The following is a 14,242-nucleotide window of genomic DNA, read 5'->3' on the forward strand; positions in this document are numbered from 1 at the left end:
GTGGTGCGTACGCCGGCCGGTGACGCTCCCGTTAAGGTCCGGACCAGATGGACCGGGATCGGAGGAGCATGAGCGACCAGGGAACGGACGAGGGCTACGCCCGCGGCCTGAAGAACCGCCAGATCAGCATGATGGCGATCGGCGGCGCCATCGGCACCGGTTTGTTCCTGGGTGCCGGTGCGGCGATCGAGTCGTCCGGGCCGGCGCTGATCGTCTCCTACGCCGTCGCCGGCGCGGTGATCTTCTTGATCATGCGCGCGCTCGGCGAACTGCTGATGTACCGGCCGGTGTCGCGCAGTTTCGTGGACTACGCCGAGGAGTTCGTCGGCCGGTTCGCCGGGTTCGCCACCGGCTGGGTGTACTGGCTGATGTGGGTCGTCACGGCGATGGCGGAGATCACCGCGGCCGGGATCTACGTGCAGTACTGGTTCCCGGGCATCCCGCAGTGGGTCACCGCCGCGGTGGTGCTGGGCGTGCTGTTCCTGGCGAACCTGATCTCGGTGAAGGTGTTCGGCGAGTTCGAGTTCTGGTTCTCCATGATCAAGGTCGTGACGATCGTCGGCGCGATCGTGCTCGGGCTCGCGGTCATCGTCTTCGGCCTCGGCCCCGCCGGTGAGCACGCCACGTTCGCCCACCTGGTGAGCGACGGCGGGTTCCTGCCGCACGGCGCGGGCAGCGCGCTGCTGGCGCTGCAGAGCGTCATGTTCGCCTACCTCGGCGTCGAGCTGATCGGCCTGACCGCCGGCGAGGCCGCGAACCCGCGGGTGGTGCTGCCGAAGGCGATCAACAACGTCATGGTCCGGATCGGCGTGTTCTACGTCGGGGCGCTGGTCGTGCTGCTGTCGCTGGTGCCGTGGACCGAGTTCCACGAGGGGGAGAGCCCGTTCGTGCGCGCCTTCGACGCGGTGGGCATCCACGGCGCCGCCGGGATCATCCAGTTCGTGGTGCTCACGGCCGCCCTGTCGTCGTGCAACTCGGGCATCTACTCCACCGGCCGGATGCTGCGCACGCTCGCGGTCCACCGCGCCGCGCCGAAGCCGTTCCGGCGGCTGTCCCGGCGTCAGGTGCCCGCCACGAGCATCACGGCGTCCGCGCTCGTCATGGCGCTGGGCATCCTGGTCAACGCGGTGGTGCCGGAGAAGGCGTTCGCCTACGTCACCAGTGTCGCCACGGTCGGTGTGCTGTGGACGTGGGGCGTGATCGTGGTGTGCCAGCTGCGGTACCGCCGCCGCAGCGACCGGGGCGAGCTGCCGGCGTCGGAGTTCCGCATGCCCGGCGCGCCGTGGACCGGTTACCTCGCGCTGGCGTTCCTCGCGCTGGTCGTGGTGCTGCTCGGGTTCGGCGAGGACACCCGGGTGGCGCTCTACGTGACGCCGGTCGTCGCCGCCGTCATCGGTGCCGGCTACCTGATCAGCAGGCGGCCGGAGCGGGCTAAGCAGCCGGCGTGACGCGCAGGACCTTGTCGTCGCTGCCGTCCGACGTGGTCACGTACAGCGCGCCGTCCGGACCGCTGCGGGCGGCGCGCAACCGGCCGTACTTGTCGTTGAACTCCGGCGGCAGGTAGACCTCGGTGATCGCGCCGGAACCGTCCACCGTGAACATCAGCATCTTCTGTCCCTTGAGCGCCACCACGGCGAGCCTGCCGTCCAGCGGCCCCCACTGCGGTCCGGACACGAAGGCCGCGCCGCAGATGGCCTCGGTGATCTCGCCCGACGTCCACAGCGGCCGGACGGCGTCCGGGAACCGTTGCAGGTCGGTCATCGGGACGTTCTCGTCGTACTCGCCGCTGGTACCGCCCCGCGACGGGTCCCAGCCGTAGTTGCCGCCGGCCCGGATCAGGTTGATCTCGTCGTCGAACGCCGGTCCGTGCTCGGCGACGAAGACCTGGCCGGTGCCCGGCCGCACGGCCACGCCCTGGATGTTGCGGTGCCCGTAGGTGTAGATCCGCTGCTCGGCCGGGTCGGGCGAGGAGATGAACGGGTTGTCCGGTAGCGGGGCGCCGGTGCCGAGGTCGATGCGCAGCACCTTGCCGCCGAGGCTGTGCCGGTCCTGCGACACGGTGGGCTGGGCGGTGTCACCGGTGCCGACGAGCAGCGCCCCGTCGGCGGCGATCTGCGGCCGGCAGCCGGAATGGCGGCCGCTCTGGTTGACCGGCAGCCCGGTCAACAGGTCGCGCACCTTCGTCGCGCTCCGCTTGTCCGCGGACAGCGTCCACGTGACCAGCCGGATGTCGACCGCCCGACCGTTCTCCTGGTGGGTCTGGCAGGTGGTGAACCGGTGGCTGACGGCGAAGTCCGGGTGCACGACCATGCCCATCAGACCACCCTCGCCGCGTGCCCAGACGTCGGAGAAGTCGGCGGTCACCGGGCTGACGGCGGTGCCGTCGACCAGCGTCAGGCGCCCGGGCCGCTGCGTGACGAGCATCGAGCCGTCCGGCAGGAAGCCGACGTCCCAGCCGTGCTGCAGCCCGCTCGCGACGACGTCCACGTGCAGGGCGAGGCTCTTGCCGGACACGGTCGTCGGGGCGGCCACCGTGGTGGGCGCGGACGGCAGGTCCTGGGCGGGCGACGGCGTGCAGGCCGTCGCGGCCAGGACGGCGAGCAGAACGGCCCAGGTGCGGCGCATGCGGTCATTGTGCCCGTTGTCCGGTGAAGTCCGGGCCGAAATCACGCCGCGAGCGCCTCGGCGGTGGCCGCGTCGGCCGGCAGGAACGTTTCCAGCCGCAGTTCGGACACCGTGACGTCGACGGCTGTCGCGAACGTGGTGATCGCCGTGAGCAGGCGCATCCGACCACGCGCGGTGTCGAGCACCAGCGGCACCGCGAAGCCGAGGTGCTCGCCGTCGAGCTCGGGTGGTCCGGGCAGGTAGCCCGCCAGCTCGGCGAGCAGTTCCTCGTGGCGGGGGTGCGGGGCCTTCGCCAGCTCCTGCCGCGGCCGCTCCAGCACGTGACGGGCCCAGTCGTCGAAGTTCACGATCCGCCGCGCCATGCCGCGCGGGTGCAGGGCCAGGCGCAGCACGTTGACCGGCGGTTCGAGCAGTTCCGGCGCGGCGCCCTCGGTGAGCAGGTCCGCGGCCTTGTTCGCGGCGACGAGGTCACCGAAGCGGTCCACCACGATCGCAGGGTACGGCTCGTGGCCCTCCAGGAGCTTTTCCAGCGCGTCGAGCACCGGCCGCAGCGCCGGGTCGGTCACGTCGGTCTCCGGGTAGGTGGGGGCGTAGCCGGCGGTGAGCAGCAGCGCGTTGCGTTCGCGCAGCGGGAGCTGCAACGACTCGGCGACGCGCACCACCATGCCGCGCCCGGGCACCGACCGGCCGCTCTCCATGAAGCTGACGTGCCGCTGCGTGGTACCGGCGCGCAGGGCCAGCTCCAGCTGCGACAGGCGCCGTCGTCTGCGCCAGTCCTTGAGGGCACTTCCGAAAGCCGTCGTCACCCCGCATGCTTACTACCGGCAGTGCGCTGCCCGCCATTCCCCGCGGGGAATGACCCGCCAGGAGGTGCCGGATGCCCGAGCGGTTCACGGATGAGGAGCTGGACTTCCTCCGCTTCGCACGCTTCGGCGAGCTGCCGCCGCGCGTGCCGCCGGAGCAACTCGTGGAGGTCGTGGAGACCGAGCAACCGGACCTGCCACCGGCGCGGCCGGTGTTCGACCTCGGACCCGGCGGGCCGGCCTGACCACCGCGACGGCGCGGCGTGCCCACCCGGAAACATGGCGGGCGAACTCGGCGGCGGGGGCGTATTCCCTGACGGGAATTGCCGCTGTCCCGCCCCGGCGCGAGTCTCGGCGGCGTGCAGATCGGACTTCTCCTCCCCACCGGGCAGGCCCAGCTCCAGTCGGGCGGCTCGGCCGCGAACGTCGTCGACATCGCCGTCCGGGCCGAGCGGCTCGGCTTCGACTCGGTCTGGGCCGGGGACTCGCTGTCCCGCGCCCGGATCGAACCGCTCACCCTGCTCACCGCCGTCGCGCAGGCCACCGACACGATCAGGCTCGGCACCGCGACCCTCATCCCCGCCTACCGCCACCCCGCGCAGGCCGCCCTCACGATCTCCTCGCTCGACCTCGTCTCCGGCGGACGCCTGGTCCTCGGCGTCGGCGGCGGGTTCCCCGGTCGCAGCGAGCACGAGTTCGACCTGGTCGGCGTCGACCCCAAGACGCGCTTCTCGCACCTCGACGACACCGTGACCTTGTGGAAGCAGCTGTGGACCGGCCGCCCGACGTCGTTCTCCGGCAAGGTGCTGCACTACGACTGGCTGCCCGAGGTGCCGCGCCCGGTCCAGCCGGGCGGCCCGCCGGTGTGGCTCGCCGGCATCACCCCGGCGGCGCTGCGCCGCGCGGGCCGGCTCTACGACGGGTGGTTGCCCTACCCGCCCGACCCCGCCGACTACGCGAGCGGTCTGGCGACCATCCGCGAGCAGGGCCGCGACGTCACCCCGGCCCTCTTCGCCACCGTCCACCTCGGCGAGGGCACGGCCGCGCTCGAGGAGTACTGCCAGGCCACCTACCAGGCCTCACTCGACTGGGTGAGCAAGATCCAGGTGATGATCTCCGGCGGCCCGGAGTCGGTGATCGCCCAGCTCAGGCGCTTCGCCGACGCCGGTGCCCGGCACATCCTGCTGCGCGTCGCGGCCCTCGATCCCGCTGCCATCGACCACCAGCTCGCGGGACTCGCCGAAATTTTGTCGCCCCTGCGACGTACCCTGGAACCCGAGAGCCCCTGATCCCTCCGCGAACCCGGGCAGGGGTGTGCCCGCGTGCTCCAGGGAGATCGTTTCCGTGACCGACCCGCAGTTGTCCGGCCTGCTCTCCGCCGTCCTGCCCGACCCTGCCCTGCGCGCGGTGGTCGAGCGGGCCGGCGCACCCCTGCTGGAGCTGGACGGCGCCACCACCACCCGCCAGCTGGTGGTCGCCGCGCTCGCCGCCGACGCCGGGGCCGGCCGCCCGGTGCTGGCCGTCACCGCCACCGGCCGCGAGGCCGAGGAGCTGACCGCCGCCCTGGCGAGCCTGCTCGGCGAGGACGCGGTGGCCGACTTCCCGTCCTGGGAGACGCTGCCGCACGAACGCCTCTCGCCGCGGGCGGACACCGTCGGCCGTCGCCTGGACGTGCTGCACCGCCTGCGCACCGACCGCGCCCCGCGCGTGGTCGTCGCCACGGTGCGCAGCCTGATCCAGCCGATGGCGCCCGGGCTGGGCAGCCTCGCGCCGGTCGAGCTGAAGGTCGGCGAGGAGTCGGAGTTCGAGCCCCTGCTGGAGCGGCTCGTCGAGCTCGCCTACACCCGCGTCGACATGGTCGAGAAGCGCGGCGAGTTCGCCGTCCGCGGTGGCATCCTGGACGTCTTCCCGCCCACGGCCGACCACCCCTACCGCGTCGAGTTCTGGGGCGACGAGGTCAGCGAGGTCCGCGCGTTCGCGGTGTCGGACCAGCGGTCGCTGCCCGGCGAACTGACCTACGTGTACGCGCCGCCGTGCCGCGAGCTGCTGCTCACGCCCGACGTGAAGGCCCGCGCCGGTGAGCTGGCCGAGCAGTACGAGGCCGACGCGCAGCTGGCGGAGATGCTCACCAAGCTCGCCGGCGGCATCCCGGTCGAGGGCATGGAGGCCCTGATCCCGGTGCTGTGCGAGGGCGAGCTGGAGCTGCTCACCGACGCCATGCCCGAGGGCACCCACGTCGTACTGGCCGACCCGGAGAAGATCCGCGCCCGCGCCGCCGACCTGGTGCGCACCGGCCAGGAGTTCCTCGAGGCGTCCTGGATGTCCGCCGCAGGCGGCGGACAGGCGCCGATCGACCTGGGCGCCTCGGCCTACCGCAACCTCGAAGAGGTCGCCAAGCACGCCGGCGAGACCGGCCGCCCGTGGTGGACGCTGTCTCAGCTGACCAGCGAGGACGCCGACGTCATCCAGGTCGGCATCGAGTCCTCGCCGTCCTACCGGGGCGATCTGGAGCGGGCGGTCACCGACCTGCGCGCCCACCTGGCCGCGAACGGCACCGCCGTCCTGGTGGTCGCCGGGCACGGCACCGCGTCGCGCGCCGTCGAACAGCTCTCCGCGGCCGGGATCTCCGCCACCCACGCCGCGGACGGTCTGCACGACCGGCCCGCGCCGGGCATCGTCACCGTCGTCTGCGGCGGGCTCGCCGAGGGGTTCGTCGCGCCCGGGCTGAGCCTGGTCGTCCTCACCGAGGCCGACCTGACCGGCCGCGGCGCCACCGCCGGGTCCGCGACGCGGGACCTGGGCGCGAAGATGCCTTCGCGCCGCCGCAACGCGGTCGACCCGCTGGCGCTCAGGCCGGGCGACTACGTGGTGCACGACCAGCACGGCATCGGCCGGTTCGTGGAGATGGTGCAGCGCACCGTCGGCGGCGCGACCCGCGAGTACCTGGTGCTGGAGTACGCCTCGTCCAAGCGGGGCCACCCGGGCGACCGGCTGTACGTGCCCAGCGACCAGCTCGACGAGGTGTCCCGTTACGTCGGGGGCGAGCTGCCCACGCTCAACAAGCTCGGCGGCTCGGACTGGAAGAACACCAAGGCCAAGGCGCGCAAGGCGGTCAAGGAGATCGCCGCGGAGCTGGTGCAGCTCTACGCCGCCCGGCAGGCCTCGCCCGGTCACCCGTTCGGCCCGGACACGCCGTGGCAGCGCGAGCTCGAGGACGCGTTCCCGTTCACCGAGACCAACGACCAGCTCGCCGCCATCGACGAGGTCAAGGCCGACATGGAGCGCGGCGTGCCGATGGACCGCGTCATCTGCGGTGACGTCGGCTACGGCAAGACCGAGATCGCCGTGCGCGCGGCGTTCAAGGCGGTCCAGGACGGCAAGCAGGTCGCGGTGCTGGTGCCCACCACGCTGCTGGCCCAGCAGCACCTCAACACGTTCAGCCAGCGCATGGCGTCGTTCCCGGTGACGATCAAGGGCCTGTCCCGGTTCACCGACAAGGCGGAGGCGGAGACGACGCTGGCCGGGCTCGCCGACGGCGAGGTCGACATCGTGATCGGCACGCACCGCCTGCTGCAGACCGGCATCCGCTACAAGGACCTCGGCCTGGTCATCGTCGACGAGGAGCAGCGGTTCGGCGTCGAGCACAAGGAACACATCAAGGCGCTGCGCACGCACGTCGACGTGCTCACCATGTCGGCCACGCCGATCCCGCGGACGCTGGAGATGTCGCTGGCCGGGATCCGCGAGATGTCGACGATCCTGACCCCGCCGGAGGACCGGCACCCGATCCTGACCTACGTCGGCGCGTACGACGACAAGCAGGTCGGCGCGGCGATCCGGCGCGAGCTGCTCCGCGACGGGCAGGTCTTCTACGTGCACAACCGCGTCTCGTCGATCGAGAAGGCCGCGAAGCGGTTGCGCGAGCTGGTGCCGGAGGCGCGGGTGGTCACCGCGCACGGGCAGATGAACGAGGAGAAGCTCGAGAAGATCATCCAGGGTTTCTGGGAGCGCGAGTACGACGTGCTGGTCTGCACGACGATCGTGGAGACCGGCCTGGACATCTCGAACGCGAACACGCTGATCGTCGAGCGCGGCGACCTGCTCGGCCTGGCGCAGCTGCACCAGCTGCGCGGGCGCGTCGGCCGCGGTCGCGAACGCGGCTACGCCTACTTCCTGTACCCGCCGGAGAGCCCGCTGACCGAGACCGCGCACGACCGGCTCGCGACCATCGCGCAGAACACCGAGCTGGGCGCGGGCATGGCGGTCGCGATGAAGGACCTGGAGATCCGCGGCGCGGGCAACATCCTCGGCGCCGAGCAGTCCGGGCACATCGCCGGTGTCGGCTTCGACCTCTACGTGCGCCTCGTCGGCGAGGCGGTGGACGTGTTCCGCCGCAGCGCCGGTGACGCGCCCGCCGAGGAGGAGGAGCTGCGCGAGGTGCGGGTCGACCTGCCGATCGACGCGCACATCCCGCACGACTACGTGCCCGGCGAGCGGCTGCGCCTGGAGGCCTACCGCAAGATCGCCGCCGCGGTGGACGAGGACGAGCTGCGCGGCGTCGAGGAGGAGCTGGTCGACCGCTACGGCCAGCCACCCGCCCCGGTGCGCCGGCTGCTGGCGGTGGCCCGGTTCCGGCACGTCTGCCGCGCCGCGGGTGTCACCGAGGTGGCCACGCAGGGCAACAACATCCGGTTCGCGCCGCTGGAGCTGATGGACTCGCAGCTGGTGCGGCTCAAGCGGCTGTACCCGAAGGCCAACTACAAGGCCACGATGCGCACGGTGTCGCTGCCGAAGCCGACCGAGGGCCCGGCCGGCGGCCGGATGGGCGCGCCGCCGTTGCGCGACGACGCGCTGCTGGACTGGTGCACCAAGCTCCTGATCAACTTGACCAAGAAGCCCGCCCCCGTCGGCTGAGGAGATGCAGATGGTCACCCGCAATGAAGAGAAGAGCCGCTACGAGATCTTCGTCGACGACAAGCTGGGCGGGTTCGCGGAGTACCGCGAGCGCGGCGACAACGTGATCTTCACGCACACCGAGATCGACGACGCGTTCTCCGGTCAGGGGCTCGGCTCGAAGCTCGCCTCCGCGGCGATCGCCGATGCGGTGGAGCGCGGCAAGACGATCGTGCCGCTGTGCCCGTTCATCGCGGCCTACCTGCGCAAGCACCCCGAGCACGACGCGCACGTGCGCTGGCCGAAGGGCGACTGATTTTTCCGGCCGCGTTCCCTTCGCCCGGTCGGGCGGATGTGAGAGGGTACGGGTTGTGATGCGGATCATGGGTCGCTCCCGGTCGCTGCTCGTCGCGCTCACCGGCTGTCTCGTGCTCGCCGGCTGCGGGTCCGGGCCGAGCCAGGTGGGTGCGGCGGTCATCTCCGGCGACCGCGTGACCACGGTGGACCAGGTGCAGGACCTGCTCGACAAGGCCGTGCGGGAACAGCCCGCCGCGCAACAGCTGTCCCAGCAGCGCAAGCTCGATCTGCTCGGGCGCGAACTGGTGCGGCAGCTGGTGATCCACGACGCGATCGTCCGGGCCGCTCAGCGGGAGGGGCTGGTCGCGGACCCGCAGCTGCTGGAGCAGACCCTGGCCAACGACCCGCTGGCCAGCCCGGTGCCGACGACGGCCACCGACCCTTCGCAGCTGGCGCAGCAGGTCGCCAACCGGGTGCGCGACCACCGCGAGGTGATCACCGACAGCCTGCTGCTGCAGGCGCTCGGGCAGAAGTACGTCGACCGCCTGTCCGTCACCTTCGACTACACCTCGGTGGTGTCCGACGACGGCAGCGCCCAGCCGGTCGACCGGCGCGAGAAGGCGATCGCCAAGGCCGAGCAGATGGCCGCGAGCCCGGCGGCCGCCGCCGAGGTCATCCGGGCCGACGCGGCCGCGGGGCAGCAGACGAGCGTCGGCGAGAGCGTGCCGGCCGCGCAGGCGCCCGCACTGGCCACGATGGTCCTGTTCGGGGTCGAGCCGGGCACGGTGGTGGCGTTCCAGCCGAGCCAGGAGCAGGAGGTGTGGATCGTCGCGATCGTGCGGCAGCGCGATCTGACCACGCCCGCCGTCACCGATCAGGCCGCGCAGCCGACGGGTCTGCAGCTCGCCGGGATCGGTCAGCGGCTGCTCCAGCCCGACATCGACCAGGCCGGCGTTCGGGTCAACCCGCGCTACGGCGTGTGGGATCCTGTGGCCATGAACCTCGCTCCGAGCAGCGCCGAGACCGCCGGTGTCGTGCTGCCGGTGAAGGGCGCCGCGCAGCCGTGACGGTCGTGCTCCTGCCCTTCCCGGACGCCGGGATCCCGCCGGCCGCCGTGCCGTTCCTGCGTGGCGCCCACGCGGTCTACGCGTCGGGCATCGACAGCGAGCTGGCCGATCTGCTGGGCGCGAAACCGGCGCCGGAGGACCTGGCCGGGGAAACCGGGCCGGTCGTGCTGTTCGCGGCGGACGCGGCGGATCCCGCGGTGGCGGCCATGGTGCGGGCCGGGTCGCGGGTGATCGCGCAGCCGGCCGGGGCGGGCCTGGTCGAGGCGGCGCAGGTGATGGACCGGTTGCGTTCCCCGGGCGGCTGCCCGTGGGACGCCGAGCAGACGCACGACTCGCTGCGGCAGTACCTGGTCGAGGAGACTTACGAGCTGCTGGAGGCCATCGAGGAGGGCGACCGGGCCGCGCTGCGCGAGGAGCTCGGCGACGTGCTGCTCCAGGTGCTCTTCCACGCGCGGGTGGCCGCCGAGGACGACGGCGACCCGTTCGACATCGACGTGGTGGCCTCCGCACTGGTGGCCAAGCTGGTCGGACGGCACCCGCACATCTTCAGCGACGCCGAGCGCGTGCACACCGCCGCGCACCAGCAGGTGCGGTGGGAGGAGCTGAAGCAGGCCGAGAAGCAGCGTGAGTCCAGTGTGGACGGTGTCGCGCTCGGGCAGCCCGCGGTGGCGCTGGCCGGGAAGCTGGGGCAGCGCACGAAGCGGGCCGGACTGCCCGCCGACCTGTTCCCGGCCGGGGATTCCGCGGCGGAGCAGTTGTTCCGGCTGGCCGCCGAGGCGCGGCGGAACGGGATCGACCCCGAGGGCGAGCTGCGCGCAGTCGCGAAGCGGTTCGCGGCCGACGTGCGGGCGGCGGAGAAGTCGGCCCGCGCCGCCGGGCTGGACCCGGCGGACCTGGACGCCCGCGCCTGGCGCGAGCACTGGCCCCAGCAGAGCAGCGATTCGCCCTAGTAGCCGGTCTGGCTGAGGTGCCGGGTGGCGCGGAAGTCGGCCCGCGGCGCGGGGGCTGGATCTGGTGGCTCTGGGCGCTGGTGCATAGCACTGGCTGCGCAGTGTCCTCAGCCGAACAGCGTCTCGCCCTAGTAGCCGGTCTGGCTGAGGTGCCGGGCGGCGGAGCGGTCCGCCCGTGCCGCGGGGCTGGACCCGGCAGGCCTGGACGTTCGCACCTGGTGCGAGCACTGGCCCCCGCCGAGCAGCGATTCGCCCCAGTAGCCGGGTGGGGGTGGATCGGGTGGGCCTGGACGCTCGTGCCTGGCGTGCGCACTGACCTCAGCCGAACAGCGTCTCGCCCCAGTAGCCCGTCTCGTTGACGCCCGGCGGCACCGCGAACAGTGCCGAACCCGTGTGCTCGATGTACTCCATCATGGCGTCCTTAGCCGACAACGCCTTCTGCATCGGGACGAACTGGGTGCGCGGGTCGCGGTTGAAGCACAGGAAGAACAGCCCCGCCTCCAGGTGCCCGAGCCCGTCCGACCCGTCCACGAAGTTGTAGCCCCGCCGCAGGATCCGCACGCCGTTGAGGTTCTCGGCGGACGCCAGCCGGATGTGGGCGTCGGCCGGGATGAGGGGCCGTCCGCCGGCGCCGCCGACGTGCAGGTCGACCGGGTCGAACTCGGCGGCCTGGCCGAGCGGCGCCCCGGTGCCCTTCGTGCGGCCGACGACCTGCTCCTGCTCGTCCAGCGAGGTGCGGTCCCACGTCTCGATGTGCATGCGGATCCGCCGCGCCACCAGGTAGCTGCCGCCGGCCAGCCAGTCCGGTCCGTCGCCGGGCGCGACCCACACGTGCTGCGCCAGTGCGTCGGTGTCCTCGGCCTTGAGGTTGTTCGTGCCGTCCTTGAAGCCGAACAGGTTCCGGGGCGTCACCTGCGTCCGGGACGTCGAGGCGCTGCGCCCGAACCCGAGCTGCGACCAGCGCACCTCCGTCGTGCCGAACCCGATCCGCACCAGGTTGCGCACCGCGTGCACCGCCACCTGCGGGTCGTTCGCACACGCCTGGATGCACAGGTCGCCACCGCTTCGGGCCGGGTCGAGGTTGTCCTTGGGGAACGCCGGCAGCTCGGCCAGGGCCTCCGGGCGCTTGCCCGCGAGCCCGAACCGGTCGTCGAACAGCGACGGGCCGAAGCCGATCGTCAGCGTCAGCGACGCGGCTGGCAGGTCGAGCGCCTCACCGGTGTCGCCGGGCGGGGCGGCACCGGCGCCGCCCACCGCGCCGTTCGCGACGACCTCGTGGCCGCCGGTCATGCGCCGCGCCGCGTCGGTCCACTTCCGCAGCAGCGAGATCAGCTTCGCCCGGTCCTTCGTCGTCACGTCGAGCGCGGCGAAGTGCAGGTGCTCCTGAGCGGGCGTGACGATGCCGGCCTGGTGCTCGCCGTGGAACGGCACGATGTCCGTGGTGGCCGAGGCCTCCGGGGCGGACAGGGCGTGGTCGATCCCGGCACCGGCCGCCGCGCCGGCTCCGGCGAGGACGACGCCGGCACCGGTGATGCCGAACAGCCGGCGCCGGGACACCTGGGTCATTGCGCGACGACCTCCGCGACCTTGCTCAGCGGCTCGCTCAGCGCGTCGACTGCCGAGGCGAACTGCCGGACCTGCTCCTGGGTGAGTTCGGTGTAGTACTTGAACCCGTCACCGGCCCGCTCGGCGTCCAGCAGCGTCTGCACGTTCTTGAACTCGGTGTCCACTTGGGACACCAGCTGCGGGTCGCGCTCCTGCAGGACCGGCCGCAGCGCCTGGATCGCGGCCTCGGAGCCGTCCAGGTTGGCCTGGAAGTCCCACAGGTCGGTGTGCGAGAAGGTCTCCTCCTCGCCGGTGATCTTGCCGGTGGCGACCTCGTCGAGCAGTCCCTTGGCGCCGTTGGCCAGGTCGAGCGCGGACAGCTGGATCGCCTTGGCCTGGGCCACCAGCGTGGTGACGTCGGCGACGAGCTTGTCGGCGATCTGGGCGCTGTCGGCCTGCAGGCCGGTGGACCACAGGTCCTTCTCGAGCCGGTGGAAGCCGGTGAACTGCTGGCCCTCCTCGAGGTCGGCCTCGCGCACGTCGATGGCCGGGTCGAGGTCGCCGAACTTCTCCGCGACCGGCTCGATGCGCTCGTAGTACACGCGGGTGGGGGCGTAGCGGGCCTTGGCGTCCTCGACGTTGCCGGACTTGACCGCGTCGGCGAACTTCCGGGTCTCGGTGAGCAGCGCGTCGCTCTGGCTGGCCACGTAGGTGGAGTAGCTCCTGGTGGCGTCGGCCAGCTTCGTGTTGGCGTCGGCCTGCCGGGTCGCGCCGCCGGTGACGGTGAAGGCGGCCCGGATGCCGTCGCCCGTCATGCCGGGCTTGCACGCCGTCTGGTAGGTGCCCGCGTCGGGGACCTCGATGGTCAGCTTGCGGGTCAGGCCGGGCGCGATGTTCTCGACCTCGCCCATGATCCGGTCGCCCTCGGCGTAGAGGTAGAACTCGGTGACCTTGGTGCCCTTGTTGGTCACCTCGAACGTCAGGTTGCCGGCGTTCGCGGTGGTCGTCGAGACGGCGCAACCGGTGTCGGTGGCCTCGACGGTGATGGGGCCGCCGTCCGCCGCGGTCTTCTGGTCACCGCCCGAGCACGCGGACAGGACGAGCAGCGCGGCGGATCCCGCGATGGCGAAGGGGGTCTTGCGCAAAGTCACTCCTTGGAACCGGCCACCGCGGGGGTGGTCTTGGCGGCGGGCCGCCGCAGGAACAGGGGCAGGACGATCGCGACGTAGGCGACCCAGGCGATCGCCTGGAGGACGGTCGTTTGCTGGGAGTAGTTGAAGATGCCCTTGAGCAGCGCGCCGTACCACGAGGTTTCCGGGACGGCGGCGGACGCGTCGAAGGCGAGGGTGGTCAGCCCGGGCAGGAAGCCCGCCTCCTGCAGGTCGTGCAGGCCGTAGCCGAGGACACCGGCGGCGACGAACACCAGCAGGACGCCGGTGATCGTGAAGAACTTGCCGAGGTCGAAGCGGATGGCGCCGCGGTAGAGGGCGTAGGCGATGGCGACCGCGATGGCGATGCCGACGGCGAACCCGATCAGGGGCTGCGTGGTGCCGCCCTGCGCGGTCTGCACGGCCGCGTAGAAGAAGACCGCCGTCTCCAGCCCCTCCCGGCCGACGGCGAGGAACGACAGGAGCAGGACCGCGAGCGGGCCGACGGCGAGCGCGTCGTCCATCTTGCCGCGCAGCTCGGCGGCGATGCTCTTCGACGCCTTGCGCATCCAGAAGATCATCGCGGTGACGAACCCGACGGCGACGATCGACAGGCTGCCGCCGAGCAGCTCCTGCTGTTCGAACGACAGCTGGGCCGTGGTGTAGGTCAGGACCGCGCCGACGGCGACCGACAGCAGCACCGCGGCGGCGATCCCCGGCCACACCCAGCGCAGTGCGGCACGCCGGTCGGTCTTCACGAGGAACGCGACCAGGATGCTCACGACGAGGGCGGCCTCCAGGCCCTCACGGAGCCCGATGAGCAGGCTCGAGAACAACACGGGGCGCCTCCTTGAGCGGACGGGTCGGATTAGGTTTAGGTAAGGCTCACCTGAAAGTCCAGGTCGGTCCTCGCG

Annotated in this window: 12 protein-coding genes; 7 read left to right on the forward strand and 5 right to left on the reverse strand. The window is 72.0% G+C overall.

Annotation, left to right across the window (positions count from 1 at the left end; translation table 11 throughout):
- Positions 1 to 68 precede the first annotated feature (68 nt).
- Positions 69 to 1,448 (forward strand): amino acid permease, encoded by a 1,380-nt coding sequence (locus FB470_RS15720; RefSeq protein WP_306992290.1) that lies wholly within the window; start codon positions 69 to 71, stop codon positions 1,446 to 1,448.
- On the opposite strand, the gene FB470_RS15725 is transcribed toward FB470_RS15720, so the two are convergent.
- Positions 1,432 to 2,625 (reverse strand): PQQ-dependent sugar dehydrogenase, encoded by a 1,194-nt coding sequence (locus FB470_RS15725; protein ID WP_306992291.1) that lies wholly within the window; start codon positions 2,623 to 2,625, stop codon positions 1,432 to 1,434. The two genes, FB470_RS15720 and FB470_RS15725, sit on opposite strands and share 17 nt — an antisense overlap.
- Before the next feature lie 41 nt (positions 2,626 to 2,666).
- The gene (locus FB470_RS15730; protein WP_306992292.1) at positions 2,667 to 3,431 is read right to left on the reverse strand and encodes a helix-turn-helix transcriptional regulator; all 765 of its coding nucleotides are present in this window, start codon (positions 3,429 to 3,431) and stop codon (positions 2,667 to 2,669) included.
- Between the two features lie 71 nt (positions 3,432 to 3,502).
- Here FB470_RS15730 and FB470_RS15735 point away from each other — a divergent pair, with 71 nt between their 5' ends.
- The 6 genes from FB470_RS15735 (at position 3,503) to FB470_RS15760 (ending at position 10,635) form a co-directional block, all read left to right on the forward strand.
- A complete protein-coding gene (locus tag FB470_RS15735; protein ID WP_306992294.1) occupies positions 3,503 to 3,673 on the forward strand; it encodes a hypothetical protein in 171 nt (56 codons plus the stop codon).
- Between the two features lie 114 nt (positions 3,674 to 3,787).
- A complete protein-coding gene (locus FB470_RS15740) occupies positions 3,788 to 4,717 on the forward strand; it encodes an LLM class flavin-dependent oxidoreductase (protein ID WP_306992295.1) in 930 nt (309 codons plus the stop codon).
- 70 nt (positions 4,718 to 4,787) lie between these two features.
- Positions 4,788 to 8,342: a transcription-repair coupling factor gene (gene mfd / locus FB470_RS15745; RefSeq protein WP_306999295.1), complete on the forward strand. Its 3,555-nt coding sequence runs from the start codon at positions 4,788 to 4,790 to the stop codon at positions 8,340 to 8,342.
- A gap of 10 nt (positions 8,343 to 8,352) precedes the next feature.
- Positions 8,353 to 8,637 (forward strand): GNAT family N-acetyltransferase, encoded by a 285-nt coding sequence (locus FB470_RS15750; RefSeq protein WP_306992297.1) that lies wholly within the window; start codon positions 8,353 to 8,355, stop codon positions 8,635 to 8,637.
- 67 nt (positions 8,638 to 8,704) lie between these two features.
- A complete protein-coding gene (locus FB470_RS15755) occupies positions 8,705 to 9,685 on the forward strand; it encodes a hypothetical protein (RefSeq protein ID WP_306992299.1) in 981 nt (326 codons plus the stop codon).
- Positions 9,682 to 10,635 carry a nucleoside triphosphate pyrophosphohydrolase gene (locus FB470_RS15760; protein ID WP_306992300.1) on the forward strand — a complete coding sequence of 318 codons (954 nt, stop codon included), beginning with the start codon at positions 9,682 to 9,684 and terminating at the stop codon, positions 10,633 to 10,635. The genes FB470_RS15755 and FB470_RS15760 overlap by 4 nt, the downstream gene beginning before the upstream one ends.
- A 318-nt stretch (positions 10,636 to 10,953) precedes the next feature.
- Here the strand turns inward: FB470_RS15760 and efeB are convergent, their stop codons facing one another.
- From efeB to efeU, 3 genes are read right to left on the reverse strand one after another with little or no spacing between them, the layout of a single operon-like run.
- Entirely contained in the window at positions 10,954 to 12,201 is a 1,248-nt protein-coding gene (gene efeB, locus FB470_RS15765; RefSeq protein WP_306992302.1) for an iron uptake transporter deferrochelatase/peroxidase subunit, read from the reverse strand.
- Complete coding sequence (gene efeO / locus FB470_RS15770; RefSeq protein WP_306992303.1) at positions 12,198 to 13,331, reverse strand: iron uptake system protein EfeO; 1,134 nt, start codon at positions 13,329 to 13,331, stop codon at positions 12,198 to 12,200. Before efeO ends, efeB begins: the two co-directional genes overlap by 4 nt.
- Complete coding sequence (gene efeU, locus FB470_RS15775) at positions 13,328 to 14,167, reverse strand: iron uptake transporter permease EfeU (protein ID WP_306992305.1); 840 nt, start codon at positions 14,165 to 14,167, stop codon at positions 13,328 to 13,330. Before efeU ends, efeO begins: the two co-directional genes overlap by 4 nt.
- Positions 14,168 to 14,242 lie beyond the last annotated feature (75 nt).

It is taken from the genome of Amycolatopsis thermophila (assembly GCF_030814215.1).
Taxonomy (GTDB): domain Bacteria; phylum Actinomycetota; class Actinomycetes; order Mycobacteriales; family Pseudonocardiaceae; genus Amycolatopsis_E; species Amycolatopsis_E thermophila.

What these genes read in the sequence shown, in the direction of transcription:
- FB470_RS15720 (WP_306992290.1), top strand. Translation starts at nt 69, where the DNA reads ATGAGCGACCAGGGAACGGACGAGGGCTACGCCCGCGGCCTGAAGAAC.
- FB470_RS15725 (WP_306992291.1), bottom strand. Translation starts at nt 2,625, where the DNA reads ATGCGCCGCACCTGGGCCGTTCTGCTCGCCGTCCTGGCCGCGACGGCC.
- FB470_RS15735 (WP_306992294.1), top strand. Translation starts at nt 3,503, where the DNA reads ATGCCCGAGCGGTTCACGGATGAGGAGCTGGACTTCCTCCGCTTCGCA.
- FB470_RS15750 (WP_306992297.1), top strand. Translation starts at nt 8,353, where the DNA reads ATGGTCACCCGCAATGAAGAGAAGAGCCGCTACGAGATCTTCGTCGAC.
- FB470_RS15755 (WP_306992299.1), top strand. Translation starts at nt 8,705, where the DNA reads ATGGGTCGCTCCCGGTCGCTGCTCGTCGCGCTCACCGGCTGTCTCGTG.
- efeB (WP_306992302.1), bottom strand. Translation starts at nt 12,201, where the DNA reads ATGACCCAGGTGTCCCGGCGCCGGCTGTTCGGCATCACCGGTGCCGGC.